We start from the raw sequence: 25,263 nt of genomic DNA, 5'->3' as shown, positions 1-25,263 counted from the left end.
GCTCGTGCTCCTCGTTGGTCCGGTTAGCCTTTGAGACCGGTCATGGTGATGCCCTCGACGAAGCGCTTCTGCGCGAGCAGGAACGCGGCGACGAGAGGAAGGGTGATGATCAGAGTGGCGGCCATCAGCGCGCCGTAGTCGTCGCCGGCCTCGGCGGCCCGGAAATACATCAGGCCGAGCGGCGGCGTGGCGTAGGCCTGCTTGCTGACGACGATCAGCGGCCAGTAGAGATCGTTCCAGTGCGCGACGACGGAAAAGATCGCGAAGGCGGTGACGGCCGGCCACGCATTGGGCACGATGACGCGGGCGATGATGCCGAGTTCCGACATGCCGTCGAGCCGTGCCGCGTGCAGCAGGTCGTCGGGCATGGCGCGGAAGAACTGCAGGAACATGAAGATCGCGAACACCGATATGGTGAAGGGCGCGACCAGCGACGTGTAGCTGTTGAGCAGCGACATCTTGTCGAAGGCGACATAGAGAGGCAGCGCCGTCGCATGGATCGGCACCAGCAGGCCGAGCATGACCAGCACCATCATCAGCCGCGCGGCGCGGAACTTCAGCTTGGCCATCGCATAGGCGCACGGGATCGCGACCACGACCTGGAAGAAGAAGATCAGGCCGCACACGATGACGCCGTTCCACAGCAGCGTCGTCATCGGCACCTTGGCAAACGCCTTGGCGAAATTCTCGGCGAAGTAGAAATGCTGCGGGATGAGCGTCAGCGACGAGGTGAAGATGTCGCTCTGCGTCTTGCCCGCCGTCGAGATCATAAAGATGTAGGGCGCAAGGATTATCAGCGCACCGAGCGAGAGCAGCGCGAAGCGGACGATGCGGCCGAAGGGAAAGGCGGGGCTCGTCATGTGTAGTGCACCCGCCGGTCGAGCACGCGGTATTGCACAAGCATCAGCACGACCAGGATCGCCAGAAAGACAACCGTCATCGCCGAGGCGTAGCCGACGCGCAGATAGACGAAGCCTTCCTGGTAGATGGTGAAAAGCAGCACTTCGGAGGCCTTGTTGGGGCCGCCATCGGTCAGCATCTTCACCGTTTCAAAAACCTTCACCGCATTGGTGATGCTGATGGTGACGACGAACAGCGTCGTCGGCCCGAGCATCGGCCAGGTGACCAGGAAAAACCGGTCGAGCGCCGATTTCGCGCCGTCGACGTGGGCGGCGGCATAGAGCTCGCGCGGGATCGCCGTCAGGCCCGCCAGGAACAGCACCATGTTGAAACCGACCGACTGCCAGATGCCGATGATCGACAGGCTGTAGAGCACGGTGTTCGACGCGCCGAGCCAATTCGGGCCGGGAATGCCGGCCAGCGAAAGCAGCGCGTTGAGCGGCCCGATCGTCGGATGGAAGATGTATTGCCAGACGGTCGCCATGGCGACGATCAGCGAGGCGACCGGCAGGAAGTAGACGGTGCGGAAAAAGCCGCGCGCCCGCCCCTCGCCTTCGATCAGGATGGCAACGCCGAGGCCAAGCACGATCGAGACCGGCGCGACGATCGCCGTGTAGACGGACGTGTTCCATAGCGATCTGCGGAAGGTGCGGTCGTTCAGGAGATGCGCATAATTCTCGAAGCCGACGAACCGGAACTTGCCGTAGCCGAGCTCGAAATCGGTGAAACCGAGGAAGATCACGGCGGCCACCGGCAACAGCACGAATAGCAGCAACAGCACGATGGCCGGCGCCGCCAGCAGCCAGGCGGTCCGGTTCTCGCTACGCTGACGCAGTGCTGCGGCGCTCGGGATGTGACCCGCCAGCGCGACGCTAGACATAGGCCGGCTCCTGCCGCGCGCCTGCCGCGATGCGCAGCCGCTTTCCCTCCGGCCCGAAGACCATCGCGTGTTCCGGCGGCAACAGGATTCCCACTGGCATTCCGGCGATCAGGTCTCTCGCCTCATGCGGCGCCAGCTTGGCGATGACGCTGTCGCCGGACGCGTCGAGCCGGCAATGGACAATGACTTCCGAGCCGAGGAATTCGAGGCGCTCGATCCGCCCGGCCAGGCCGCTGCGCCCGCTGGGAGACAGTTTGACGAATTCAGGCCGGATGCCGAGGCTGACCGGGCCGTTCGCCACCTTCTCCAGCAGCGCTAGCCGGATGCCTTCAAAGCCGACACGGCCGTTTTCGGCCTGCGCCTGGATGATGTTGATCCTCGGCTGGCCGACGAAACGCGCGACCTCGATATGGGCGGGATCGTTGTAGATCAACTCGGGCGCGGCGAACTGCAGCAGATTGCCGCCGATCATCACCGCGACGCGGTCGGCCATCGAAAGCGCCTCGGCCTGATCATGCGTCACATAGAGCGTCGGCACGCCGGCGCGGCGGTGTAGTTCGACGATCTCGCCGCGCGCATGGACGCGCAGATTGGCATCGAGATTGGAGAGCGGCTCGTCCATCAGGAAGATGCTGGGCTGCCGCACCATCGCACGCGCCAAGGCCACGCGTTGCCTCTGGCCGCCCGACATCTGTCCCGGCTTGCGATCGAGCAGATGGTCGATCTTGAGCAAAGCCGCCATCTCGCGGACATCGCGCGCGATGCCGGTGCGGATATCTCTCTGGCCGGGCAGCAGCGAGCCGATCAGCGGCAGGCGCTGCGACCCGCTCAGCCGCTTCATGGCAAGCGGCACGGCGATGTTCTGGCCCGCCGTCAAATGCGGATAGAGCGCGTAGGACTGGAACACCATGGCGATGTTGCGGTCGGCCGCGGCAACCGGCGACATGTCTCGGCCATCGACGAAGATGTCGCCACTGTCGGCATGGTCGAGCCCCGCAAGAATGCGCAGCAAGGTGCTCTTGCCGCACCCGGAGGGACCGACAAGGGCAATGAATTCGCCGGCTTCGGCATCGAGGCTCACGCCATTCAAAATGGCATTGCCGCCGAAGGATTTCTTCAGGCCGCGAAGCGACAGCGCGCTCATGACGCAACCCGCTGTCGAACCTTGTGCGCCTCGTGCGGATAGACCTCGGCGACCACGTCATCGAGGACGTAAGTCGTCATGCCGGGAATGGCGACGATCTCGCTGGCGAGCGTGTCGCCGAATTGATGGATCACGGCGCCAAGCAGCCGCTCGCCCGGCATTTCGCGCTCCATGTCGCCGACGACGAAGGCGGCCGACGGTCCCCATATCAGCGACGTGTTTTCATAGTTGCCTTGCCAGGCCCGGTGCAGATGGCCGCTTGCAAACAGCGCGACATCATGAGCCGCGATCAGATCGTAGAGGCGCTGGCGCTGCGCCGGCCTGACGCTCCAGTAGCCGGTATCGCCCTCACCGGGCTGATCAACAAACAGCGGCTTGTGGGCGAACATCGCGACACGCCGGCCGCCGCGACTTTCCAATGCAGTCCGCAGCCATTCGAACTGCGCCTCTTCCTCGGCATCATCAAACCCCATCAGCAGGCTGTCGAGCCCGATGAGGCGCCAGCTTCCAGCGTCCTCCATCCAGTAATCCGGACCAACCAGCCGGCGCCAGCACTCGAGGCGTCCGGCATTGACCGGCTGCAGCGAGCCGGGGAGATGGCCGACATCGTGATTGCCGGGCACCAGCAGCATCGGCTTGGAGATTTCCCGCATCAGATCCATGCAGAAGGCGATATCGTCGTCCTTGTCGGCGCCGTCGACGCTGAGGTCGCCGGTGTGGATGACAAGGTCCGCGCCGCTCTGCTCGATCCAGGCGGCGAGCGGCTGCCAATTGCCGTTGAAGTGCGGCTTGGTCGGGCTGAAATGGGTGTCTGTGATCTGAACGATTTTCATGCCGGCTCCACCATGCGAGCCGTGCCCCCAGGCGAGCGGCATCGCATGGGGCTTCCTTAGTGCCGTTCCATGTCACTTCCTTAACAGCGGCTGGGATAAATTGTGCAATTGCGAACAGCTGCCGACGAAGAGGCTCAGCGAAGATCGCCGCAGCGCGGGAAACCGAATAGATTTCAGGCGTTTGCCGCAGTTCGATTGCACGTCGGCCGCACTCGCAATCTTGTCACGGCGCAGGGCAGGTCACGCTCACTTCACCTCGAATTGCGGATCGACCGGGATCTGCATAGCTGTCACCAGATGGTTGGTCTGGCCGGCGAGCCCGATGATCGACACCAGCTCGCCATGCTGCGCATCAGTCATACCTTTCGCGCGTGCCGCCGCCGTGTGCGAATGGACGCAGTAGGAGCAGCCATTGGCCGTCGACACGGCGATGTAGATCATCTCCTTGGTCAGCGGATCGATAGCGCTGTCCGCCACCATCACCACTTTCAGCTGTTCCCAGATCCGCTTCAGAGAGGCCGGATCATTGGCCAGTCCGCGCCAGAAATTGTTGACGAAATCGGATTTCCGCGTCGCACGGATATCGTCGAACACCGCCTTCACGGCCGGGATAGCATCGACCTCGGCATCGCTGAGGAGTTTTGTGGTGGCCATGATCTGGTCCTTTCGTGTGGATCTTCGTGTGAATTGAATCAAGTCTTGAGCAATCGCGGCCAATCCACTCGCCCGATTCACTTTTCCAGCGCTGGCGTGGAGATTCAGGTCAGGCCGAGTCGAAAATGGTGGGTTCCGAGAACCGGAGCGGAGCGTACTTTTCGTACGTGAGCATCGGAAGCGCAGGAACACGCCATTTGCAGGCCGGCCTCACCTGAATCTAATGCACCGCCGCGTACATGATCTTTTCCTCCGTCGCCTCCGCCGGCGAAAACTCCTCGACGATGCGGCCCTGCCGGCACACCAGAATCCGATCCGACAGGTTCATGATCTCCGGCAGGTAGGACGAGATGACGACGACGGCGAGCCCCTCCTCGGCCAGTCGGTTGATGATCTGGTGGATCTCGGCGATGGCGCCGACATCCACACCGCGCGTCGGCTCGTCGAAGATGACGATGCGCGGCTGCTGCACCAGGCCCTTGCCGATCACCACCTTCTGCTGGTTGCCGCCGGACAGCTCGACGACGCGGGCATTGTCGTTGATCGCCTTGATGTTCAGCGTCTTCGTCCATTCCGCCGAGAGCGTTCGCATCTCCTGCTGGTTGATTACCCAGGCCTTTTCGCGGCCTGCCGCCAACAGCCCGCCGAACAGGTTTTCGGCGATGCCCATCGTCTCGAAAATACCCTCACTCTTGCGGTCCTCGGTGACATAGACGATGCCGTCCGCCACTGCTTCACTGGGCACGAGATAGCGCACGGGCTTGTCATCCAGCTCGATCGCCCCACCGCGCAGGAAATCGCGCTTGTAGATGCCCGACACGATCTTGAAGGTCTCGGTGCGGCCGGAGCCGATCAGCCCGAATACGCCGGTGATCTGGCCCTCGAAGATCGAGAAGGAGGTGTTGCGCACGACATTGCTCATCGAGATGTCCTGCACCGACAGAACCTTCTTGCCGGCCTTGCGCAGCTTGGCCTCGTCGCGCTGGCGGTAGATCTGACCCGACAGTGTGCGCCCAACCATGGCGGCGACGATTTTGTCGCGGTCGAAGGCTGACGTGTCGTCGGTGACGACCAGCTCGCCATCGCGCAGGATGGTGATGCGGTCGGCAATGGCAAGCGCCTCTTCCAGCGCATGGCTGATGAAGACAATGGAGACGCCGCTTGCCTTCAGCCGCCGGATCAGCGCGAAGAAGTGGCGCTTTTCCTCCGGCGTCAGCGTCGCCGTCGGCTCGTCGAAGATGATGATCTCGGCATTGTGGTGCACGGCGCGCGCGATCTCGACCATCTGCCGCTTGGCCGCCCCCAGCGTCGCCACCATCGCGTTGGGGTCGACCGGAAAGTTCAGTGACTGCAGGAATTGTTGCGCGGAGATGTAAGTGCCGCGCAGCCGGTTCAGAAACTTTTCCGTGCCGAGATAGAGGTTCTGCGCCACTGTCATCGACGGCACCAGGCTGGTCTCCTGGAACACCATGGCGATGCCGGCTTCGAGTGCCGCATGCGGCGATGCGTAAGCGATCTCCCGGCCCTTGTGGAACATCTTGCCGGACGTGGCATCGACAACGCCGGCGATGATCTTGGTCAGCGTCGATTTTCCCGCGCCATTCTCGCCGAGCAGCGCGTGGATCTCGCCCTTGCGCAGATCGAAGCTGACATTTTTCACGGCAGGCACGCCACGATAATTCTTGGTGACGTTCTCCAGGCGGACGATCGGTTCCATCAGAAACCTCCCGTATCGACGGCAAGCACACAGTTGCCGCCCCTGGAGGCGATGAACAACCGGCCGTCCTTTTCCGCCACGCTGCAGATGCCGTGGCGCGTGCCGTTGGCGCGGCTGTGCAGGCTGAATTGCGGCTGTATGTTCTGATCCAGCTTGACCACCAACCCGTAGGAGCGGCTTGGCGACCATGGCTTGTGAATGCCCATGGTGCGGATGCCGCCGCATTGCAACGGCTCGAGGAAGCTGCGGCTTGAGGCCAGAGACGGCGCGATCCAATAGGCTGGCGGCACCTGGTCGATCATGTCGCGCCGATAATGCGTTTCCTGCAGCACGAATTCGATCAGGCGGTTGCGCGGCGCAAACAGAGCCAGCCACGCGCCACCATCGGCGGATGGCGATAGTCGAGCGGGATAGCCGGGCAGATGCGTCAGCACGGTCGAACGGTTGCCCGTCGCCCCATCGAAGCGGACAAGCTGGTGGCGCCAACTCTCGCTGACCAGCACATCACCGCCTATGGGGTGGAGCCCATAGGGAAAAGCGATGTCGCCGGCCACCTTCCGGAAATCGCCGCTTGCCGCGTCCCGCCTCCAAAGCGAACCGGACGCGCCCTTTTTCATCAAATCGGCAGCCCATTGCGACGGCGCATGCTGAGCCGAACCATTGGCCAGCCACAACGTGCCATCCTCGGCATAGGCAAGTGCGGTGATGCAGCTGACATCAGCCGGCAGCGAAACCTCCTTGCCTGATATCAGGAGCTTGCCGCTTTCGATGCTCACCGTCAGTTCACCAGATGGCGACAGCGCCAGTGCGGTAATCGGAGATGGAAAGGTCTCGACAACCTTGGGCTCTGCTCCGGCAGCAATCGAATAGACAGCGTTGCCGCTGGAGGCGAGCAGCCGGCCATCGGCAACCAGCAAATTGTCAGGCTCGGTCAACCCTACCAAGGCCGGCGCATCATCCAGCCGCGTGTTCGGACGAAAGGCGCCATCGAGCGGCGGGATGGTGACGGCCTTGCCGCGAAACATGTCCAGGATCGGATCGAGGATCATGGCTTTGCTCCCCAATAGGAGGCCGGGCTGGTCCAGTTCGGGTCAGCGCCCTCAATCTTGTAGCGGCCGATGCGGTTGTTGAGGATGCCGCCGACGAACAGAAAACCTTTGTGCTCGCGCATCGAGGTGACCATCGGATGCGCGCCGCCCGAAAGGTCGCCCATCGCCTCGACGATGCCGCCCTTCTCCGTGAATTTCACCACGCCGCCGGTGTTGATGTTGGGAAACAGCCATTCGTCCTGCGGCAGCCGGCGCGTCATGCGCTTGCGCATGTCGGGATGACGCAGCGACAGGTCCAAGCTCGGCGTGCGCATGCCGAGCCACGCCATCCAGTAATTGCCGTCCGACGCCCGGTTGATGTTGTCGGGATAGCCCGGCATGTCGCGGATGACGCATTCGGCGGTGCCGGCCTTCGGCCCTTCCAGCCAGTAGCGATGCACGCGGCAGGCCCAGCTCTCGGCGAAGAACAGCGACTTGCCGTCATGCGCCATGCAGACGCCATTGGTGTAACGATAGCCGTCGAGCAGCGTCTTGGTCGAACCGTCCCGGGGGTCGTAGACCAGCAGCCGTCCGGTGGCGCGGTTCTCGATCGAGTCCAGTGCCCAGTCGTGAGCATCGTAGCGCTTGGTGGAGTCGGTAAAATAGATGCGGCCGTCCGGCGCGATGTCGCAATCATTGGGATCGCGCAGCCGCGCATCGTCGACGATTGAGGTCCAGGAGCGCGACGTCTCCGCCGACAGGCGCTTCACTTCCCGGTCGGGCGAGACGGAATAGAGGCCCATGGCGCCGACGCAGCTGATCAGATTGCCTGCCTTGTCGAAGGCCAGCCCCAGCGGAAAACCGCCAATGTGGGCAAACACTTCCGACTTCACATAATCCGGCGCGAAGAAGCGGACGATCTCGCCATGGCGCGTGCCGCAATAGAGATGGTCGTCGCGGTCGAGGATGACGTCTTCCGGTCCTTCGAGCTCGCCGAGCCCGATATGGTCGGCAGCAGACAACCTGTTGTCGAGCGCGTAAGGCGTGCCGGAGCCCGGCACCGCCGACTGCGTCTCGCCCATCTTGAGATAGACCGGCGCGACATAGACTTCGTTCAGCACCTTGTGGCGGTTCTTCAGCCAGCGGATGTCGATGGTCACCGCCACCGCCAGCATGATGCCGAGCACCATCTGGTTGGTGCCGGTGCCATAGCCCAGCCGGATCAGTCCGTTGGTCATGGTCAAGACGATGATGGCGCCCATCAGCCCCTTGATCACCGAGCCACGCCCGCCGCCAAGGCTGACGCCGCCGACCACCGCCGCCGTCAGCGCCATGATTTCGAGGTTAAGGCCGGTGCCCGGCCCTGCCCCGCTCAGGCGGCAAGCGATCAGGAACCCGCCGATCGAGGCGCAGAAGCCGGAGAAGACATAGGTCATGAACACGGTGCGGCGCACGCGGATGCCGGCATTGTGCGCCGAACGCCTGGAGCCGCCGACCGCCAGCACATGCCAGCCGGGCCGCGATCGTGTCAGTGCGATGTGGGTGACGATGGCGAGGATGATCGCCAGCCAGACCGAAACCGAGAGCCCCCAGAATGTGCTGTCGCCGATGAAATCGAGCACGTCCGACGTGGCTTGGGAAAGCTGCACGTCGGCGGCATAGGTGGTGACCAGGATGTCGAACAGCGCCCGCCCGAAGATGAAGGTCACCAGCGTGGTGAGGAAGGCCCGCAGCCGCAGATACCCGACGAGGTAGCCGTTGACGGCGCCGAAGACGAGGCCGGTGGCGAGCGAGGCGGCCAGCGCCAGCCAGATCGACTGTTCGAGGATGAAGAAGACGTAGACGGCGGAGAAGCAGGACAGCGCGAAGATCGAGCCGACGGAGAGATCGATGCCGCCGCCCAGCATGACCACCGTCATGCCGGTGACGACCATCGAGAACTCGCCAAGCTGGCGCGTCGATTCCTGCAGCGCCGTCAGCTTGAAGAAGCCCGGAATGATCGAGCCGAAGGTCGCCAGTGTCGCCACCAGCGCCAGGAACGGAATGGCGTTGTCGGTCCAGCGTTTGGTCAGGATCTCGCCGACCAGATGGTCGGGCACGAGATTGTAGCGCCAGGACTGGAGGCGTTCGCGAAAGGACATCGGCTGCTGCTATTCCATGAGAAAAAGGGCCGGGTTGTTCCCGAGGCAATCGCTTCGGGGGTATTTCGATCTCGGCGCAGCCCCTCATCCGCCTGCCGGCACCTTCTCCCCGTATAGTGACGGGGAGAAGGGAAGCGCACCAACGTCGGCGTCCCCCTCTCCCCGTTCTTCACGGGGAGAGGGTAAGGGTGAGGGGCAGCGCAAACCTTTGGCGATTAGAGATGACCCGGCCACCTCATTTATATCAACCGCGCAGATCCTATTTCGCCGCCGCTTCGGCCTGTAGCGCTTTCAGGTCCCAGCAGCTGTCCGGCTTGAGATCGGCCTTCGTCGTCGCCTTCTCCAGCGTGTAGATGTAGGTGTGCGAGGTGCCGGCTGGCTGGCCGCTCTGCAGCAGGAACTTGATGATGGCGTTCATGTCGCCTGACTGGCGGGCAAGATCGGTCATCACCACGGCGCCGTAGGTGCCGTCGGCCAACTTGTCGCAATCGGCCGCCTTCTCGCCGCCGCCGGTGGTGACCAGAAACACCTTGCCATCGAGCTTGGCGTCGCGGATCGCGGCGGATGCGCCGGTAGCGTCACCATCCCAGAAATCGATGATCGAGCAGATTTCCGGGTTCTGCTGCAGCATCGTCGTCGTCACATTGCGCGAGGTCGTCGCGTCCCAGTTGGAGTCGGGTTTGGCCACCACCTTGAAATCGGGATTCTTGTCCAGCACCTTCATGATGCCGGCATACTGGTAGAGGCTCGACGAATTGGCCTGGTCGCCCTGCACCAGACCGATCTTCTTCGACGAGTTCGGGCCGCAGCCCTTGATCGCCGCTTCGGCCTCAAGCTGGCCAAGCCGGTCCCAGTCGCTGCCGACAAAGGCGTCGGCCGGGAAGTTGGCCGGATTGTCGACGAGAATGACATAGGTGCCGGCGGCCTGCGCCTTCTTCATCAGCTTGGAATAGGAATTGAGGTCCGGCGCATGGATGATCAGGACGTCAGGCCTGGTGTCCGACGAGATGGCGTCGGTGATTGCCTGCGCGCCGGCATCGACGACCCAATTCGGATCGCGCGTCTCGAACGTACCGCCCCAGGCGTCGACTTCCTTCTTCAGATAGTGGGCCCAGCCCTGCGCGAGGTCGAAGCCCATCGCCAGCGGAACCAGCATGACGCGCTTGCCCTTCAGCGCCTGCGCATAGGCGGCCGGGCCCGGATCGTCGGCGGCGAAGGTCGGCGCCACGAAGGCTGTAACGGCCAGCGCCGTGACCGCGGCCATCAGTGTCTTGATCAGTTTCATGTCACATCCTCTGTTTTCACTTATTGCCGGCCGGTCGGCATGACCCGGTCGGGTACCCCTAAATGTCGCCCTGCTGCGCGGTCTGCTCGTCGCGCGGATTGATGATGCCGTCGACGATGATGGCGCCGAGCAGGATCGCCGCCTTGATCAGGTTTTGGTAAAGCAGCGGAATGTCGATGATGGTCATGGCATTGAGCAGGATGCCGATCAGCGCCGCCCCCACCAGCACATTGCGCACCCCGCCCCTGCCGCCCGACAGGCCGATGCCGCCGATCACCGCCACCAGCACGATGTCGTAGAGCAGCGTCGAATTGACGACGCGCGTGTTGATCGAATGCAGGCTGGCCGCAGTCAACAGGCCGGCGATCAGTGCCACGAACGCGGAGAGCACATAGCGCAGCACCAGCATCGGCCGCACCGGAATGCCGATGTTGCGGGCCGCTGCCGGATTGTCGCCGGCGAAATAGATGTAGCGGCCCCATTTGGTGTAGCGCAGGAACAGGAAGAACAGGAAAGCGAGCCCCGCGAAGACGAACACCTCGATCGGGATATCGAGGAAGCGCAGCCCGCCGAGCAGCTCTACCCAATGGCCCTGCGGCACCGGCACCGCATCCTGCGTGATCAATTGCGAGCGCACATAGCCGAAGACGAAGGAACCGGTGGCCAGCGTCACGAAGATCGCCGGCACATCCGCATAGGCAACGAGAAAACCATTGAGCAGGCCGATGGCGAGCACGCCTGATAGTACATAGGCGAAGGCCAGCCCGTCAGGGGTTCCGGTGTTGAGCAGTTGCAGGTACCAGGCGACCGACATCGCCATGATCGCCACCGCCGACAGATCGATGCCGCGACCGATGATGACGACGGCCATGCCGAGCGCCAATATACCCAGCACCGACACCGAGCGGACAATGGCGACGAGGTTGTTGGGATCGATGAAGCCCGGCAGGCCTATGGCAGCGGCAACGAACAGGACCACCGCAATGGCAAAGACAATGCCTTCCTGATTCAGGCTCCTGAGATTTAGCCAGCCAATCGCGTTCATGTCTGCATTCGCCCCGATGGCAGCGCTGCCATACCGAAAGCAGAGCTAATCGCCTCGGCGCCGGTTCGTCAAATGAATCCGCGTTCAGAACGGCGCTTCTTGCCGAGATTCGTCGAGTGGACGCATCGATTGCCGAAGCTGGCGCAATGCGCGGAAACTGCTGCATTTTTGGCAATCGATTGCGCCATCACCGCACTTCGCGAAAGCATTGCATCAAGGCGAAAGGAGGAGGCGGAATTTATCTCCGCCAAGGCCGAAAAATTCGATTTCAGTTCCCCGGCGTATGGCCGGAAACCTCGGCACCAGCGGCGGGCGGCAGCACCAGAAAACGCAGCGCCGCCACCAGCCCGATGGCACCGATCACCAGGAAGGCGATTCGAAAATCGACGAGGTCGAGCGCCGGCTGCGCCCTGGCGATCTGCGACAGGTTGAGGATCGCCGCCGCCACCGCGACGCCAAACAGCATCGCCACCTGCTGCAGCATCGAGGACAGCGTCGCCGCAGAACTGCGCTGTGCCGCATCGATATCGGCGAAGGCCAGCGTGTTGAGCGCCGTGAACTGCATTGAACGCGACAGGCCGGCGATCAACATCAGCGCCACCACCAGCGCTTGCGGCGTCTGCGGCGAGATCGCCCCGCAAGCCATGATCGAGGCCGAGGCGATGATGCCGTTGACGACCATCACCGTGCGGAAACCGAAGCGCCGCAGCGTCGGCGTGGTCACCGTCTTCATGCCGAGATTGCCGAGGAAATAAGCCAGGATCATCAGGCCAGCATCGACGGGCGAGAGGCCGAAGCCAACCTGGAACAAAAGCGGCAGCAGGAACGGCGTGGCGTTGATCGCCACCCGGAAGATGGTGCCGGCAGCGAGCGTCGAGATGGCGAAGGTCAGCGCCTTGAACGAGGAGAGATCGAGCAGCGGATGCGGCACGCGCCTGAGATGCCGCACCGCCAGCCAGGAGACGATGATACCGGCAACGATCAACAGCACGGTCGGCAACGCACCGTCCTCCGGATGCGCGATACGCTCGAGCCCGTAGAGCAGCAGGGCCAACCCCGCCGATGTCAGGAAGAAACCCGGCCGGTCCAGCGGTTTGGGATCGGCCTCACGATCGCCCGGGATGAAGCGCGCGACAAGCGCCAGCCCGATCAGCCCAAGCGGGATGTTGATGAAGAAATTCCAGTGCCAGGACAGATAGGTAGTGATGAAGCCGCCAAGCACCGGCCCGATCACGGGCGCGAACAACGCCGGCCAGGTGATCAGCGCGGTGGCGTTGAGCAACTCGGATTTCGACGCGTTGCGCAAAACCAGAATGCGGCCGACCGGCGTCATCAGCGCACTGCCCAGCCCCTGCACGGCGCGCGCCACGACGAATTCGGTCAAATTCTCAGAGAAGCCGCAGGCGAGCGAGGCCAGCGTGAACAGCGCGATCGCCAGCAGGAAGATGTTGCGCGCGCCAAAATGGTCGGCTAGCCAACCAGACAGCGGCACGAACACCGCCATGGTCAGCATGTAGACGGTGATGCCGATGCTCATCGCCACCGCAGGCACGCCGAAGGAGGCGCCCATCTGCGGCAGCGAGGTCGAGATGATCGTCGAATCCAGCAGCTGCATGAAGAAGGCGATGGCAACGATCAGCGCCACGCGCCGCGCATTGGTGGCCGTTTCGGCTAAGGCTTCAGTCTCGGGAATGGCAGTCATGACGGGTTCGGTTTGAACAGCATTTGGCCGGTTGCGTCCAGACACAGCGCAACAAACTTTCGTGTCGCGTCGTGGCCTGCTATGGGATGGACGGGGCGACCGAGGAAAGTGCGCGCGTAAAATGAAGCCCATCTATATCGACTATCTCAATGCCCTCGACATCGAAGCGCTCGATATGACCGATGGCGAAATCATTGCCGCTGTCGAGGCGGGCCTTGTCGCCCAGGGCAAGGGCCAGACGGTGATCGAGCCGCGTGTCCATCTCGAGCCGGATCCATCCTTCCACGGCCATTTCAACGTCTTACGCGGCTACGTCGCGCCATTAGACACCGCGGGCGTGAAAATCGTCGGCGACTATGTCGACAATTATCTGCACGGCCTGCCCTCCGAATTCGGTATCCTCAATTTGTTTGACCCGCGCACCGGCACGCCGCGCGCCATTCTCGACGCCACCGTCATCACCGACATGCGCACCGGGGCGGTCACCGCTATCGGCGCCAAACATCTGGCGCGCAAGAATTCCAAGGTGCTGGCCCATATCGGCGCGCGCGGCACCGCCTACTGGAATGTGCGCCTGCTCGACCATCTCTTCGATTTCGACGAGATCCGCGTCCATTCGCGCCGCGCGGAAAGCCGCGACGGTTTTGCCGCGAAACTGACGGCCGACCTCGGCAAGAAAGTCACGGCGGTCGCCGATTGGGAGAGCTGCGTCAAGGGCGCCGACATCGTCGTCGAGGCATCTCGTCTGCCGGAGCCGCAACCATTGTTGAAGACCGAATGGATCAAGCCCGGTGCGCTGGTCGTGCCCTATGGCACGATGAGCGCGGTGGAGCTGTCGCTGACCGACATCATGCGGAAGATGGTCGTCGACGATTGGGGCCAGTGCAAGGGCGGCAAGTTCGGCTCGCTGCGCGCCCATGTCGAAACCGGAAGGCTCAGCGAGAAAACGCTGCATGCCGAGCTCGGCCAGATCGCCGCCGGTCTCAAATCCGGGCGTGAAAGCGACGACGAAACCATCCTGTTCTGGCATCGCGGCCTGTCGCTCTCCGATATCGCGCTTGGCAAGGCCATGTTGGCCAAGGCGCAGGCGCAAGGCATCGGCCAGAGGCTGCGTTTCGCATGAGCGCGCTCGTCCTCACCGGAGCCGGTGTCAGTGCCGGCGATGTCGCCAGCGTCGCTCGCGAAGCACGCAAAGTGGAAATCGGACCCGATGTCGTCGGCAAGCTGGAAAAGGCGCGAAAAGTGCTCGACCAGGCCGCCGCCTCCGGCCAGCAGATTTATGGCCTGAACACCGGGCTTGGCGCCAACCTCGGCGCTTCGGTAGAGGGCGACGCCAGCGCTTTCCAGCGCCAGTTGCTGGAGGGGCGCAGCGGCGCGGTTGGCGAAGCGCTCCCGGTCGAAATCGTCCGCGCCACCATGGTCGCTCGCGCATCGATGCTGTCGGCCGGCGGCTCCGGCCTGTCGCCCGCCGTGTTTGTCGCTCTGGTCGACGCGCTCAATGCTGGCGTCCATCCGGTCATGCCGTCGCTCGGCTCGATCGGTGCCGGCGATTTGGTGCTGATGACCGCGCTTGCCCGTGTGCTGATCGGCGAAGGCGAAGCCGATTATCAGGGAAGGCGCATGCCGGCGGCCAAGGCGCTGATGATGGCGCGCCTTGCGCCCATCAGCCTGGCGCCGAAAGACGGGCTGTCGCTGATCAACGCCTCGGCGGTCTCTTCCGGCAGCGGCGCGCTGGCAATCGTGGACGCGCTGTCGGCTCTGGCCCAACAGCAGCAGGCCGGCGCGCTGACCATGGAAGGCTTTGGTGCCAACCGCACCATCCTCGATCCGCGCCTGCATATGGCGCGCCCGGCAGCCGGACAAGCTGAAGCCGCCAAGGCCCTGCACGATCTCTTGGCCCGTGACGAGCCGCCGGCGCCGACCACCATTCAGGACCCGCTGTCTATCCGCTGCATGCCGTCGATCCATGGCGCGCTGATCGAGGCGATAGGCCAGGCTAAACGTGCCGTGGAGATCGAGCTCAACGCCGCCGCCGACAACCCGCTGGTACTGGGCGACGACGAACTGGTGCTGTCGACCGGCAATTTCCACACGGCGTCGCTCTCGCTCGCCTTCGAGACACTTGGTCTTGCGGTCGCCCAGGCAGCGGCCGCAAGCGTCGCCCGCTTCATCCAGCTCACCGGCTCGGGCCGCAACGGTCTGCCGAAATATCTGTCGCCCATCGGCGGCGCGTCGGCCGGTTTCGTGCCGCTGCAGAAGACGGCGACATCGATCCTGGCCGCCATCCGCCACAAGGCCAATCCGGTCATGCTCGACTTCTTGCCTGTTTCGGAAGGTGTCGAGGATCACGCCACCCAGTCCCCCCTCGCCGTTTCGAAATGCGCCGGGATGATCGCGCTGTGGCGGCGGCTGATCGCCTTCGAGCTGATGGCGGCGGCCCAGGCCGTTGACCTGCGCGAAGGGCTGACGCTGGCGCCGCGCACATCAACGGTTCACGCAGCGATCCGTGCGCTTGTGCCGGCGCTGAAGGAGGACCGGCCGCTCGGCATCGACGCCGAAGCGCTCCATGCCGCGCTTGCCGGCGGCAATTGGCAGCCGGGTTTACTTCCGGCCGACCTTGTCCAGGAACAGGCTTAGCTCGGCCGGGTCCATGTGCACGACGTGCCTGTCCTCGGGATAGGCGCCGCTGTTGACGTCGGCGACATATTCGGAGAAGGCCGCCACGCGCTCCGCCTGCAGCCGGTCATACTCGGCGGCGAAATTGCGATAGACCTTGGAGTGGCGGGGCATGTGGCCACGGTTCTGGCCGAGGATGTCGTCGGCGAACAAATATTGCGCGTCGCAGCCCGTGCCCGCCCCCATCGACAGCATGATCAGCGAGGTCCGCTCCGAGATCGCCTTGGCCACCTCGACCGGCACCACTTCGATCTCGGCGCCGACAGCGCCCGCGGCCTCCAGTTGCTTCACCGCCTCGAAGATCTGCATGGCGGTGTCGGCGGTCTTGCCGACCGCCTTGAAGCCGCCGGTCCAGGTGGCGCGGGACGGAATGAGGCCGACATGGCCGATGACGGGGATCGCGTCGTCGGCCATCCGCTTGATCGTGGCGTAGCCGGCGCTGCAATAGACCGCGTCGGCGCTTGCCTTGTAGAGCCGGAAGGCCCAGCGGATGAAATCGTCCGCGGTGCCGACCTCGAAGAAGTTTTCGCCAGGCATTGTGAAAAGGCTTGGTGCCGCGTCGCGGTATTGCGGGTTGAGCACCAGCTCGGGCGGCACCGAGACGATATCGACCCCTGCCCGTTCGGCCGCCTCCGCCTCGTCCAGGTTGAGCACACGCAGCATGGTCAGCTGCCGCTTACCCTTCATCGCACGCAAATCGGCGACGGTCGGTCTCTTTCGGCGCATCGGATATCCTTGTTTGGTAGCAGGCATTCAGTTGATTTCATCACCTTACCGGCCGAGAGGCTAACCGGATAGCTGAGAGGACGGCTACTCGGCGGCCCTCGACATATCGACCTCATGCAACTCGCCGCGATAGGGCCTGGCCGTCGGCGGTAGCTCACGCTTGAGGTAATAGTCCTCGTATTTCAGCTGCCTGAGCAGGACCGGCCAGACCTCGCGATAGGCATGCCACATTGACGGGTTCGGCTCGGGCAGATCGTGCTTGATCAGCGCGTGCAGCCTGGGCAACGCGTGATACGGCACCATCGGGAACATGTGGTGCTCCACATGATAGTTCATGTTCCAGTAGATGAACCGGCTGATCGGGTTCATGTAGACGGTGCGGGTGTTGAGCCGGTGGTCGATGACATTGTCGGCGAGGCCGATATGCTGCAGCAGGCCGGTCGTCACCATGTGCCAGGTGCCGTAGAGGCGCGGCAGGCCGATCAGCACCAGCGGCACCCATGAGCCCAGCACGATCGCAAGAGCGATCGTCGCGACATAGATGGCAACGTGCCAGCGGGCGGCGACCACCGCCTTGTGCTGCTCCATCTCGGGGATATAGCTCTTCTCGTCGTCCGACAGCGTGCCGAAGGCCTGGCGCACCAGCGTCGGCAGGGAATAGCGGAAGTCGAGAATGCCGGTGAAGGCCAGTCCCGCCTTCAACAGGTCCGGCGGCCGCATGACGGCGATCTCGGCGTCGCGGCCGACGATGATGGTGTCGGTGTGATGACGGGCATGGCTCCAGCGCCATTGCACGGGATTGCGCATCAGCATGAAGGAGGCGATGTGGTAGACGACATCATTCATCCAGCGCGTGCGGAAGGCCGTGCCGTGGCCGCATTCATGCCAGCGCGAGTCGCTCGACGAGCCATAGAGCACGCCATAGACGAACAGGAACGGCACCACCCACCACGAACCCCAGAACCAGACGATGCCGGCGGCCGAGCCCACGATGACAGCGAGCCAGATGATGGTGTCGCGGATCGCCGGGCCGTCGGAGCGTTGCATCAATTCCTTCATCGCCTTGCGCGGCACGTCGGTGTGGTACCACTCGGCCGACGCCAGGCCGGTCTCGATCGCGGCCCGCGTGCTTTCGCCGACCAGGCTGTAGTCGCGCTTGTTGCCCATCACACCGACCTCCGGTTTCCGGCCCGCCAGCCGGAGCATTCCTGTCGCATCATGCCCCCAATCCCGGAAAATTCCCCGACGGCCTAGGATAATCCTGCTGCGGCTGCCTGACGATCGAAGCGATCCTTTCTTCCGCCACTGCAATCTCACCGGCGCCATCGAGGATGCGAAACACCGCATCGTAGGCCCGGCTTTCGCCATGCTCCAGCCAGATCATCTCGCCGCGTTCGCGCGCGGCGAGATCGCCGAGCACATGATGGGTCGAAGGCTCGATGCCCAGCGCATACTGCCCGGCCTGGAAATTCTGCCATTGATAGGCGCAAGGCAGTTGGTCCTTGCGCGTCACCACTTCGAAGCCGAGGCCGAGCCGGTCGTTGACGACCGCCACCGGCACTTGCCCCTTTGCGTCGGCACCCATCTCATGCTGCCAGACCTGCTCGCTGAACCCCATCTGCGGCGCTAGCGCCGTGCGGTAGCCGACCTTCTGCGCCTCATAGCGCTCGCCGGCATGGCCTGCCCACACCACGTCGCGGATCGGCGCCAGATAGCGCGAGCCCTGGTCGAGCAAGGGATGGCTGACATTGATGTGGTAGAAATACATATGCGGCGTGCGGTTGAAGCCGTGATTGATGACACGGTCGGACAGCCGGATCTGGTTGCCGCCGACATCGGCCTCGATGCGACGGATGAGATGCAGATCCTCTCCAAACACCGCCGACTGCTGGACGATGCCTTCCGCCCACAGCACGCAGCGGTCGCCATCCCAGCTCTCGCCATAGCCGGTCAGCCGCGCGGGGATCGTGCCGACACGGCCGTGCAGCGAATGGATCACGGTCTTCTTGCCGGGATAATTGTAGCTCTCGGCCGGCACTTCTTCCCGGCCCAATATGTGGTCGAGGCCGCAAGTGACCAGCAGGCCGGAAAAGGAGCGCGCCCAGGCGAGCCCGCTCTCCCCCTCATAGTCGTGCAGGCCCGGATGGCGAAAGCCGCTCGGCGAATGCCAACCGATCGCCTGGCCCTTGAAGTCGCAATCGGCGATGTCGAGCGCGCGGTCGACCAGCGCGGTGAAACGCAGGCCGGAGCCGGTGCGAAACTCCAGCATGCGGATGCCGCGCTCGACGCCATCGCCAAGCGTCATCAGCCGCACGCCGGCGAATTGCGACAGCATGCCGGACCGCTCGGCCACTTGCCTCCGCGACAGCGTCTTGCCGTAAAGCTCTACCATGCGACGACGGCGTCCTTCATTTTGCTGTCGTTCCTCGCTGCGCCGCGTGCGTCTCAAAGCCCGTTGGCGCGGAACTTCCCGTCGAGAAATGTCTTGGCGCGCGGCACGTCGTCTTCCGACAGATGCTCGATGATGACCGGGATGTTCGGATGCTTTTCCGCCAACCGCTTGAGGTAGAGATCGTAGTTCAGCGAGCCGAGACCCGGCGCTGGCAGTTCGATCTCGCCAACGCCGCGGAAAGTATGGCTTTCCATCGCATCGGCGTCACCGATATCGGCATGCTTCTCCGACTTGTCGTCGCCCGAACGCTTGACGTCCTTGGCGTGGGCTATCCTGATCTTGTCGGTCAGCGTGTCGAACACTTGGTTCAGGATCTGGTCCATGCGGTCGATGTTGTGGGTCTCGAAATAGTTGGTCGGATCCATCAACAGGCCAAGGCCGGGATGGTCGACCTGCGCGAACATCCTCACCGTCTCCTCGACCGAGCCGACGACATTGTTGACATAGGTTTCGAGCAGGAAGACCGCGCCATGGTCATAGGCAGTCTGGGCAAGGTCGGCGATCACCTTGCGGCATTCCTCGAACCCTTCCTCGGTCTTGTTCTTGGGGTGATGCACCCAGTCGGATTCGGTGTTGTAGGTGCCGGTTTCCGAGATCACGTAAGGCGAGCCGAAATGGCGGGCGTTGCGGATGATCTCCTTGAGGTAGCCGACGCGCTTGTCGCGCTCCGCTTTGTCGGGATGGATGATGTTCGTGTAGCCCGACACGCAGCAGACCGGCAGATTGTGGTCGCGGAAGACATCGCGCACCTTCTTCGCCTTGTCCTTGGTGATCTGCCCGGCTGACAGATCGACATCCCGGAAATGCAGGTCGAGCTGCACCGTGTTGAAACCGAGCCCGCGGATCTTCTTCGCCGTCTCTTCGAGGCCGTACGGGAAATAGCCCGTGAAAATACCTGCCTGCATCATGGTGTGAATTCCTCCCTGTAAGCGATTCAGTTGTCTGGTGTTTCAGTTGCGGTGATCAGATAGCGATTTCGGAAAGCCTGACGGTGCGGCCCTCGTTGATCGAGCGGTAGCCCGCCTCGACCAGCGCCATGGTCTTGACGTTGTCGGCGACGGAAAGCGCCGGCGGCGTGCCTGTCTTCACCGCGTGCTGCAGCTGCTCCATCACGCCGATGAAGGCATGCGGGAACCACATCGTGTCCCAGCTTGGGCTGACCCATTCGCCGCCGGTCGTCTCGGCCGACGCATAGGTCAGCGTCGAGGCAGCCCCCGTCGGCCAGCCGATCGTACCCTTGGCAACGCCCCTGGTGCCGTCGACACGCCAGTTGATGTGCTGGTCGTCCTTGTAGCCATCCTGGCGCGGACCGGACCAGACATCCTCCAGCGACACGGCAAGCACACCGGACGGGAAGCGCAGTGTCGACACGGTGATGCCGTCCAGATGGTCGAATGTCGTGCGCGGATCCTTGCGCGTCAGCGTCGTGATCTCATCGGGGTCGCCAAACAGGAAACGCAGCACGTCGAGATGGTGCACGCTCATATTGGCGAGCGTCAGCCGGTCGTAATCCTCGAGAAAAGTCTGCCAGTGCGGGATGGCGTGCATGTCGATCTGCGCGAAGACGATGTCGCCCAGCGCGCCGCTGTCCATGATCTGCTTCAGGACGCGCATCGACTGGTCGTAGCGCATGTTCTGGTTGACCGAGAGGATCTTGCCGGCCTTCGCCGCTTCGTCGCGCAACTTGACGGCTTCCTCGACCGACAGCGCCAAGGGTTTCTGCGCCAGAACAGCCTTGATATGCTTCTGCTTCAGCGCATGGCGGATCAGGGCCGGCTGCAGGTCGGGCGGAAAGGCCAAATCGATGATCTCGACGGCTTCGTCCTCGATTAGCTGTTCGGGCGTGTCGTGCACGGTCGGGATGCCCCAGCGTGTCGCGACCTTCTGCGCATTCGCAGGCGTGCGCGAGGCGATCGCCACGACCGGAAAGCCCGCTTCGTGATAGGCGGCGAGATGGCACTCGGCCATGATCATGCCGGCGCCGACGCAGCCGATCCTGTATTCTTTCGTGCGGACTTTAACGTCCGGCTCGAAGCCTTTGGCTGTCATGCTTTCCTCCCGAAACTCTGTCCTCGCGGCCGCAATCATCTCACCAACGCGCCTCCGCTTTGCCCGAAATAATGCACGCGGGCCGGCTCGCAGGATATCGCCACCATCGCATCCGGCCTGATATCGGGCTGACCGCGCAACAGCGCCTTCAGCCGCGCCTGCCCAGCGGCGAGTGTCACGACGGTGTAGCCACCAAGCGGCTCGACCTCGAACACCCGCGCCGGGCGACCCTGGCCCCCATCCGCCCACGGCCTGACCTTGATATCCTCCGGCCTCAGCCCGATCTCGACGGCATCAGCGGGGGCAGTCTTGTCGGCAATCCGGATCGTGCCTTCGGCCGCCTCGACGCCGCCCTCGCCCCGGGCCGATTTCAGGATGTTCATGACAGGCGAACCGAGCAGCCGTGCCACATAGGTGCTGGCAGGACGATCATAGATCTCCGCCGGCGCGCCGATCTGCCGGATGCTGCCATTCTCCAGTATGGCGATGCGGTCGGCGATCGACATCGCCTCTTCCTGATCGTGGGTGACATAGATCAGCGTCTTGCCGAGCTGGCGCTGGATGCGCTTCAGCTCGACCCGCGTCTCCTCGCGCAGCCGTGCATCGAGTGCTGAGATCGGATCATCCATCAGATAGGCATTGGGGTCGCGCACCAGCGCGCGCGCGATTGCCACGCGCTGCCGCTCGCCGCCCGAAAGCTGCGCCGGTGGTTTGTGCAGGATATGGCCGATATGCAGCTTGGCCGCGACATCGGCGACTCGCTTTTTAATCTGGAGTTCCGCGACCCGGCGTTCGACTAGAGGAAAGCGCACATTGTCGAGCGCGCTCATATGCGGGAACAGCGCCAGGTTCTGGAACACCATCGCCACATTGCGCTCGGCCGGCGACACCGCGTTGACCGGTTTGCCGCCGATCAGGATGTCTCCGGTATCAGGCTTCTCCAGCCCGAGCACCAGGCGCAGGATTGTCGATTTGCCCGACAGCGGCGGCCCGAAGAAGCAGAAGAACTCGTTGTCATTGACCGTGAACGAGGCGTCGTCGACGGCGTGTGTGTTGCCGTAGCGCTTGGTCACATTGCGAAAGACGATGTCAGCCATCTCAACTTGCCTTCATCGCAACACCAGTGGCGGCATCGAAGACACGTACCGACAACGCGTCGGGGGCGACAACTGCGGTTTGCCCGATCGACAACCCGACATCATTGTCGAAGACCGCCTTCACTGCGCCTTCGCCCTGGCCGAGATGGACAATGGTACGCGCGCCGATGCGCTCGACGAAGGTGACAGACATGGCAAGGCCGCGCCCATCTTGCGCCAGCGCCACCTGCTCCGGCCGGAAACCGTAAAGCACTTCGCCGCGTGCGCCGCGCACGGTCGCCGCCAGATCGTCCGGCAGTGGCGGCGTGATGCCCAGCGGCCCGAGATCAACGACCAGCCCGCGGTCACTCTCCGCCGGCCGGCCCTTCAGCAGGTTCATGCCCGGCGCGCCGATGAAGCGGGCGACGAAGACGTTGACCGGATTGTTGTAGACTTCGAGTGGCGTTCCGACCTGCTGCAGCACGCCATGGTCCATGACGGCGATGCGGTCGGCCATGGTCATGGCTTCGAGCTGATCATGGGTGACATAGACCATCGTCTGCTTGAACTGTCGCTGCAGCTGTTTCAGCTCGGTGCGCATCACCGCCCGGAAGGCGGCATCGACATTGGACAGCGGCTCATCGAGCAGGAAGATCGCCGGCTCCATGATCGCCGACCGGCCGATCGCCACGCGCTGCAAGATGTTGACCGAGAGCCGGTCAGCCTTGCGGTCGAGCAGCGGCGTCAGTTGCAGCAATTCGGCGATGGCGCCGACGCGGCGGTCGATTTCGGCTTTCGCAGCACCGCGCATCTTCGGTCCGTAAGCCAGGTTCTGGCGCACCGTCATATGGGTGAAGATGGCGTAGTTCTGGAAGACGAAGCCGACGCCGCGCCGGCCCATCGGCACGCCGGCCATGTCGCGCTCGCCAAACAGGATCTTGCCGCTCGTCGGCTCCTCCATGCCGGCGATCATGTTCATCGTCGTCGACTTGCCGCAACCGGAAGGCCCAAGCAGCGCCATGAACTCGCCATCCGCTATGTCGAGATCCATGGTCTTCAGCGCGGTGAAGTCGCCGAATGTCTTGGTGAGGTTGCGCAGTTGGATCGTACTCATGCCGCCACCTGCCTTGCCCGTGCCATGCGCTTCATGGCGAACACGGCAACGATGGAGAGCACGATCAGGATGGCGAGCGCAATCGCCGCGACATAACCCCAGATCAGGTCCTGAGTGGTGACTTTGTAGATGTAGACCGAGATCGTTTCCGTAGCGACGCCGGGGCCGCCGCCGGTCATGATGTAGAGCGTGTCGAAGATCTTGAAGTTCTCGATCACGCGGATCGCCAGCGCGATGATGATGATGGTCTTCATCTTCGGCAGCACGATGGTGGTAAAGCGTTGCCAGGGATTGGCGCCAAGCAAGGTCGCTGCCTTGACCTGGTCCTCCGGCACGCCGACCAGGCCGGCGAGCAGGATGAGGAACATCAGCGGCGTCCACTGCCAGATGTCGGCGATCATCACCGCGATCAGCGCCAGCGTCGGATCCGACAGCCAGGCGATGGTGACGCGTGTACCCGTGATGGCCGACAGGATGTCGTTCACCGGGCCGCCGGATTGAAACAGCATGAAGAACATATAGCCGGCCACCGCCGGCACCACCATCATCGGCATCAGCAGGATCGAATAGAAGATGCGCTTGCCGGGAAAATCATCGGCGAACAGCGTCGCCAGTGCGAGGCCGAGCAGGAACTCCGCCGGCACGCAGACGACCATGACGATGGCCGTGCGCTTCAGCGCGCTCCAGAAGCGCGCGTCGGCGGCAAGATCGGTGTAGTTGGCAAAGCTGTTCCACATCTCCCAGGCATTCCACCAACCGAGGCCCGAGAGCGGCGACCAGTCGGTGACGCTGATGTAGAGCTGCATCAGCAGTGGAAAGACCGAGATGAACAGCACCAGGATCTGCGCCGGCAGCGTCAACCGGAAGCCCAGCCGGGCGCCCTCGTCGCGCAGGGCCGGCTTTGTCCGCGCGTCCATCTCGCCCTCCGAAATCGTCGTCATCACCGCGCTCATTGCTTGAGCGCCCCGAATGTCAACCCACGCACCAGATGGCGCTGGATGGCGATGCCCATGATGACGGGCGGCACGGCGGCGATCAGGCCAAGAGCCGCCTTGGCGCCATAGAGCTGGCCTGTCATCGAGGACGACAGCGACGCCATGTAGACGGGGATGGTCACCCATTCGCGCGTCGTCAAAAGCAGCGCGATCAGATAGTCTGACCAGTTGAGGATGAAGACGAAGAGGGCCGCACTGGCGAGCGGCGCGCGCATCATCGGCAGTGTGATGCGGGTGAAGACGCGCAGCCGCGAACAGCCTTCGACCAAGGCGGCTTCCTCGATCTCCCGCGGCATGTCTTCGAAAAAGGTCTTCATCAGCCAGAAGGCGAAGGGCAAGGTGACGATGCCGTAGATCAGCGCCAGACCCCACCAGCTGTCGGTGAAGTTCAGGAAGGCCCACATGATCATGACCGGGATCATCACCGCCATCGGCGGAAACAGCCTGAGCTGGATCAGCGCCAACGGCAGGTTCTGTCCGGAGCCGAAACGCGACAGCCCATAGGCCGCCGCCGTGCCCGCCGACATGGCGATCGCCGTCCCGAACACCGCCGACAGCAGCGACGACAGGATCGGCTTCAGCGCGGTGCGGTCGAGCGCCACGATCAGGCTGTTGGTGGACTCGCCGAAGACGAAGCGGAAATTGCTCAGCGTCGGGTTCTTCGGCCACCATGTCAGGTCGGCACCCGTCGCCGACCATTCGGCGATCGGCTTGAAGGCCATCGACACCATCCACAGGATCGGCACCAGCGTCACCGCCATCGCCGCGAGGATCGCGGCGTAGCGGAATATCTCGAAAGGAACGGAACGCTTCATCTGGCTGCTTTTGCTGGTGGCGTTGAGTGCG

The 25,263-nt window shown here is 63.4% G+C and carries 22 protein-coding genes; 2 read left to right on the top strand and 20 right to left on the bottom strand.

Annotated features, from left to right (window positions below):
• Positions 1–23: 23 nt before the first annotated feature.
• The 11 genes from A3A9_RS0105215 to A3A9_RS0105160 form a co-directional block, all read right to left on the bottom strand.
• A complete protein-coding gene (locus A3A9_RS0105215) occupies positions 24–860 on the bottom strand; it encodes a carbohydrate ABC transporter permease (RefSeq protein ID WP_027057823.1) in 837 nt (278 codons plus the stop codon).
• A complete protein-coding gene (locus A3A9_RS0105210) occupies positions 857–1,780 on the bottom strand; it encodes a carbohydrate ABC transporter permease (RefSeq protein ID WP_027057822.1) in 924 nt (307 codons plus the stop codon). The genes A3A9_RS0105215 and A3A9_RS0105210 overlap by 4 nt, the downstream gene beginning before the upstream one ends.
• Positions 1,773–2,924, bottom strand: coding sequence for an ABC transporter ATP-binding protein (locus A3A9_RS0105205; RefSeq protein ID WP_027057821.1), 1,152 nt, complete (start codon positions 2,922–2,924; stop codon positions 1,773–1,775). The genes A3A9_RS0105210 and A3A9_RS0105205 overlap by 8 nt, the downstream gene beginning before the upstream one ends.
• Positions 2,921–3,757: a metallophosphoesterase family protein gene (locus A3A9_RS0105200; RefSeq protein ID WP_027057820.1), complete on the bottom strand. Its 837-nt coding sequence runs from the start codon at positions 3,755–3,757 to the stop codon at positions 2,921–2,923. The genes A3A9_RS0105205 and A3A9_RS0105200 overlap by 4 nt, the downstream gene beginning before the upstream one ends.
• A gap of 246 nt (positions 3,758–4,003) precedes the next feature.
• Entirely contained in the window at positions 4,004–4,411 is a 408-nt protein-coding gene (locus A3A9_RS0105195; RefSeq protein WP_027057819.1) for a carboxymuconolactone decarboxylase family protein, read from the bottom strand.
• A gap of 220 nt (positions 4,412–4,631) precedes the next feature.
• Positions 4,632–6,128: a sugar ABC transporter ATP-binding protein gene (locus A3A9_RS0105190; protein WP_027057818.1), complete on the bottom strand. Its 1,497-nt coding sequence runs from the start codon at positions 6,126–6,128 to the stop codon at positions 4,632–4,634.
• Positions 6,128–7,177 carry a hypothetical protein gene (locus tag A3A9_RS0105185; protein WP_027057817.1) on the bottom strand — a complete coding sequence of 350 codons (1,050 nt, stop codon included), beginning with the start codon at positions 7,175–7,177 and terminating at the stop codon, positions 6,128–6,130. The genes A3A9_RS0105190 and A3A9_RS0105185 overlap by 1 nt, the downstream gene beginning before the upstream one ends.
• Positions 7,174–9,297 (bottom strand): ABC transporter permease, encoded by a 2,124-nt coding sequence (locus A3A9_RS0105180; RefSeq protein ID WP_027057816.1) that lies wholly within the window; start codon positions 9,295–9,297, stop codon positions 7,174–7,176. Before A3A9_RS0105180 ends, A3A9_RS0105185 begins: the two co-directional genes overlap by 4 nt.
• Before the next feature lie 259 nt (positions 9,298–9,556).
• On the bottom strand, positions 9,557–10,582 hold the full coding sequence (locus tag A3A9_RS0105175; protein WP_027057815.1) for a sugar ABC transporter substrate-binding protein: 1,026 nt from the start codon (positions 10,580–10,582) through the stop codon (positions 9,557–9,559).
• A gap of 58 nt (positions 10,583–10,640) precedes the next feature.
• A complete protein-coding gene (locus A3A9_RS0105170) occupies positions 10,641–11,627 on the bottom strand; it encodes an ABC transporter permease (RefSeq protein ID WP_027057814.1) in 987 nt (328 codons plus the stop codon).
• 268 nt (positions 11,628–11,895) lie between these two features.
• Positions 11,896–13,329 carry a DHA2 family efflux MFS transporter permease subunit gene (locus tag A3A9_RS0105160; RefSeq protein WP_027057813.1) on the bottom strand — a complete coding sequence of 478 codons (1,434 nt, stop codon included), beginning with the start codon at positions 13,327–13,329 and terminating at the stop codon, positions 11,896–11,898.
• 121 nt (positions 13,330–13,450) lie between these two features.
• Between A3A9_RS0105160 and A3A9_RS0105155 the strand changes: the two genes are divergently transcribed.
• Both A3A9_RS0105155 and A3A9_RS0105150 read left to right on the top strand, forming a co-directional pair.
• Positions 13,451–14,452 carry an ornithine cyclodeaminase family protein gene (locus A3A9_RS0105155; protein ID WP_027057812.1) on the top strand — a complete coding sequence of 334 codons (1,002 nt, stop codon included), beginning with the start codon at positions 13,451–13,453 and terminating at the stop codon, positions 14,450–14,452.
• Positions 14,449–15,966: an HAL/PAL/TAL family ammonia-lyase gene (locus tag A3A9_RS0105150; protein ID WP_027057811.1), complete on the top strand. Its 1,518-nt coding sequence runs from the start codon at positions 14,449–14,451 to the stop codon at positions 15,964–15,966. The genes A3A9_RS0105155 and A3A9_RS0105150 overlap by 4 nt, the downstream gene beginning before the upstream one ends.
• Here A3A9_RS0105150 and A3A9_RS0105145 read toward each other — a convergent pair.
• The 9 genes from A3A9_RS0105145 to A3A9_RS0105105 all read right to left on the bottom strand — a co-directional run bounded on the left by A3A9_RS0105145 (position 15,931) and on the right by A3A9_RS0105105 (position 25,232).
• Positions 15,931–16,731, bottom strand: coding sequence for a 3-methyl-2-oxobutanoate hydroxymethyltransferase (locus A3A9_RS0105145; protein ID WP_027057810.1), 801 nt, complete (start codon positions 16,729–16,731; stop codon positions 15,931–15,933). The two genes, A3A9_RS0105150 and A3A9_RS0105145, sit on opposite strands and share 36 nt — an antisense overlap.
• 84 nt (positions 16,732–16,815) lie before the next feature.
• A complete protein-coding gene (locus A3A9_RS0105140; RefSeq protein ID WP_027057809.1) occupies positions 16,816–17,898 on the bottom strand; it encodes a fatty acid desaturase family protein in 1,083 nt (360 codons plus the stop codon).
• Positions 17,899–17,947: 49 nt separating this feature from the next.
• The gene (locus A3A9_RS0105135) at positions 17,948–19,123 is read right to left on the bottom strand and encodes an aldose 1-epimerase family protein (protein WP_027057808.1); all 1,176 of its coding nucleotides are present in this window, start codon (positions 19,121–19,123) and stop codon (positions 17,948–17,950) included.
• A gap of 53 nt (positions 19,124–19,176) precedes the next feature.
• Positions 19,177–20,091 carry a sugar phosphate isomerase/epimerase family protein gene (locus A3A9_RS0105130; protein ID WP_027057807.1) on the bottom strand — a complete coding sequence of 305 codons (915 nt, stop codon included), beginning with the start codon at positions 20,089–20,091 and terminating at the stop codon, positions 19,177–19,179.
• A 55-nt stretch (positions 20,092–20,146) separates the two neighbouring features.
• Entirely contained in the window at positions 20,147–21,232 is a 1,086-nt protein-coding gene (locus A3A9_RS0105125; RefSeq protein WP_027057806.1) for a Gfo/Idh/MocA family protein, read from the bottom strand.
• 35 nt (positions 21,233–21,267) lie between these two features.
• Positions 21,268–22,329: an ABC transporter ATP-binding protein gene (locus A3A9_RS0105120; protein ID WP_027057805.1), complete on the bottom strand. Its 1,062-nt coding sequence runs from the start codon at positions 22,327–22,329 to the stop codon at positions 21,268–21,270.
• A gap of 1 nt (position 22,330) precedes the next feature.
• Positions 22,331–23,422, bottom strand: coding sequence for an ABC transporter ATP-binding protein (locus A3A9_RS0105115; protein ID WP_027057804.1), 1,092 nt, complete (start codon positions 23,420–23,422; stop codon positions 22,331–22,333).
• Complete coding sequence (locus tag A3A9_RS0105110) at positions 23,419–24,375, bottom strand: carbohydrate ABC transporter permease (protein ID WP_027057803.1); 957 nt, start codon at positions 24,373–24,375, stop codon at positions 23,419–23,421. The genes A3A9_RS0105115 and A3A9_RS0105110 overlap by 4 nt, the downstream gene beginning before the upstream one ends.
• Complete coding sequence (locus A3A9_RS0105105) at positions 24,372–25,232, bottom strand: carbohydrate ABC transporter permease (protein ID WP_027057802.1); 861 nt, start codon at positions 25,230–25,232, stop codon at positions 24,372–24,374. Before A3A9_RS0105105 ends, A3A9_RS0105110 begins: the two co-directional genes overlap by 4 nt.
• Positions 25,233–25,263: the final 31 nt, after the last annotated feature.

Origin of the sequence: Mesorhizobium loti CJ3sym, from assembly GCF_000472785.1 — a bacterium.
GTDB classification, from domain to species: domain Bacteria; phylum Pseudomonadota; class Alphaproteobacteria; order Rhizobiales; family Rhizobiaceae; genus Mesorhizobium; species Mesorhizobium loti_E.
This window is presented reverse-complemented; position numbering and strand designations above follow the sequence as displayed.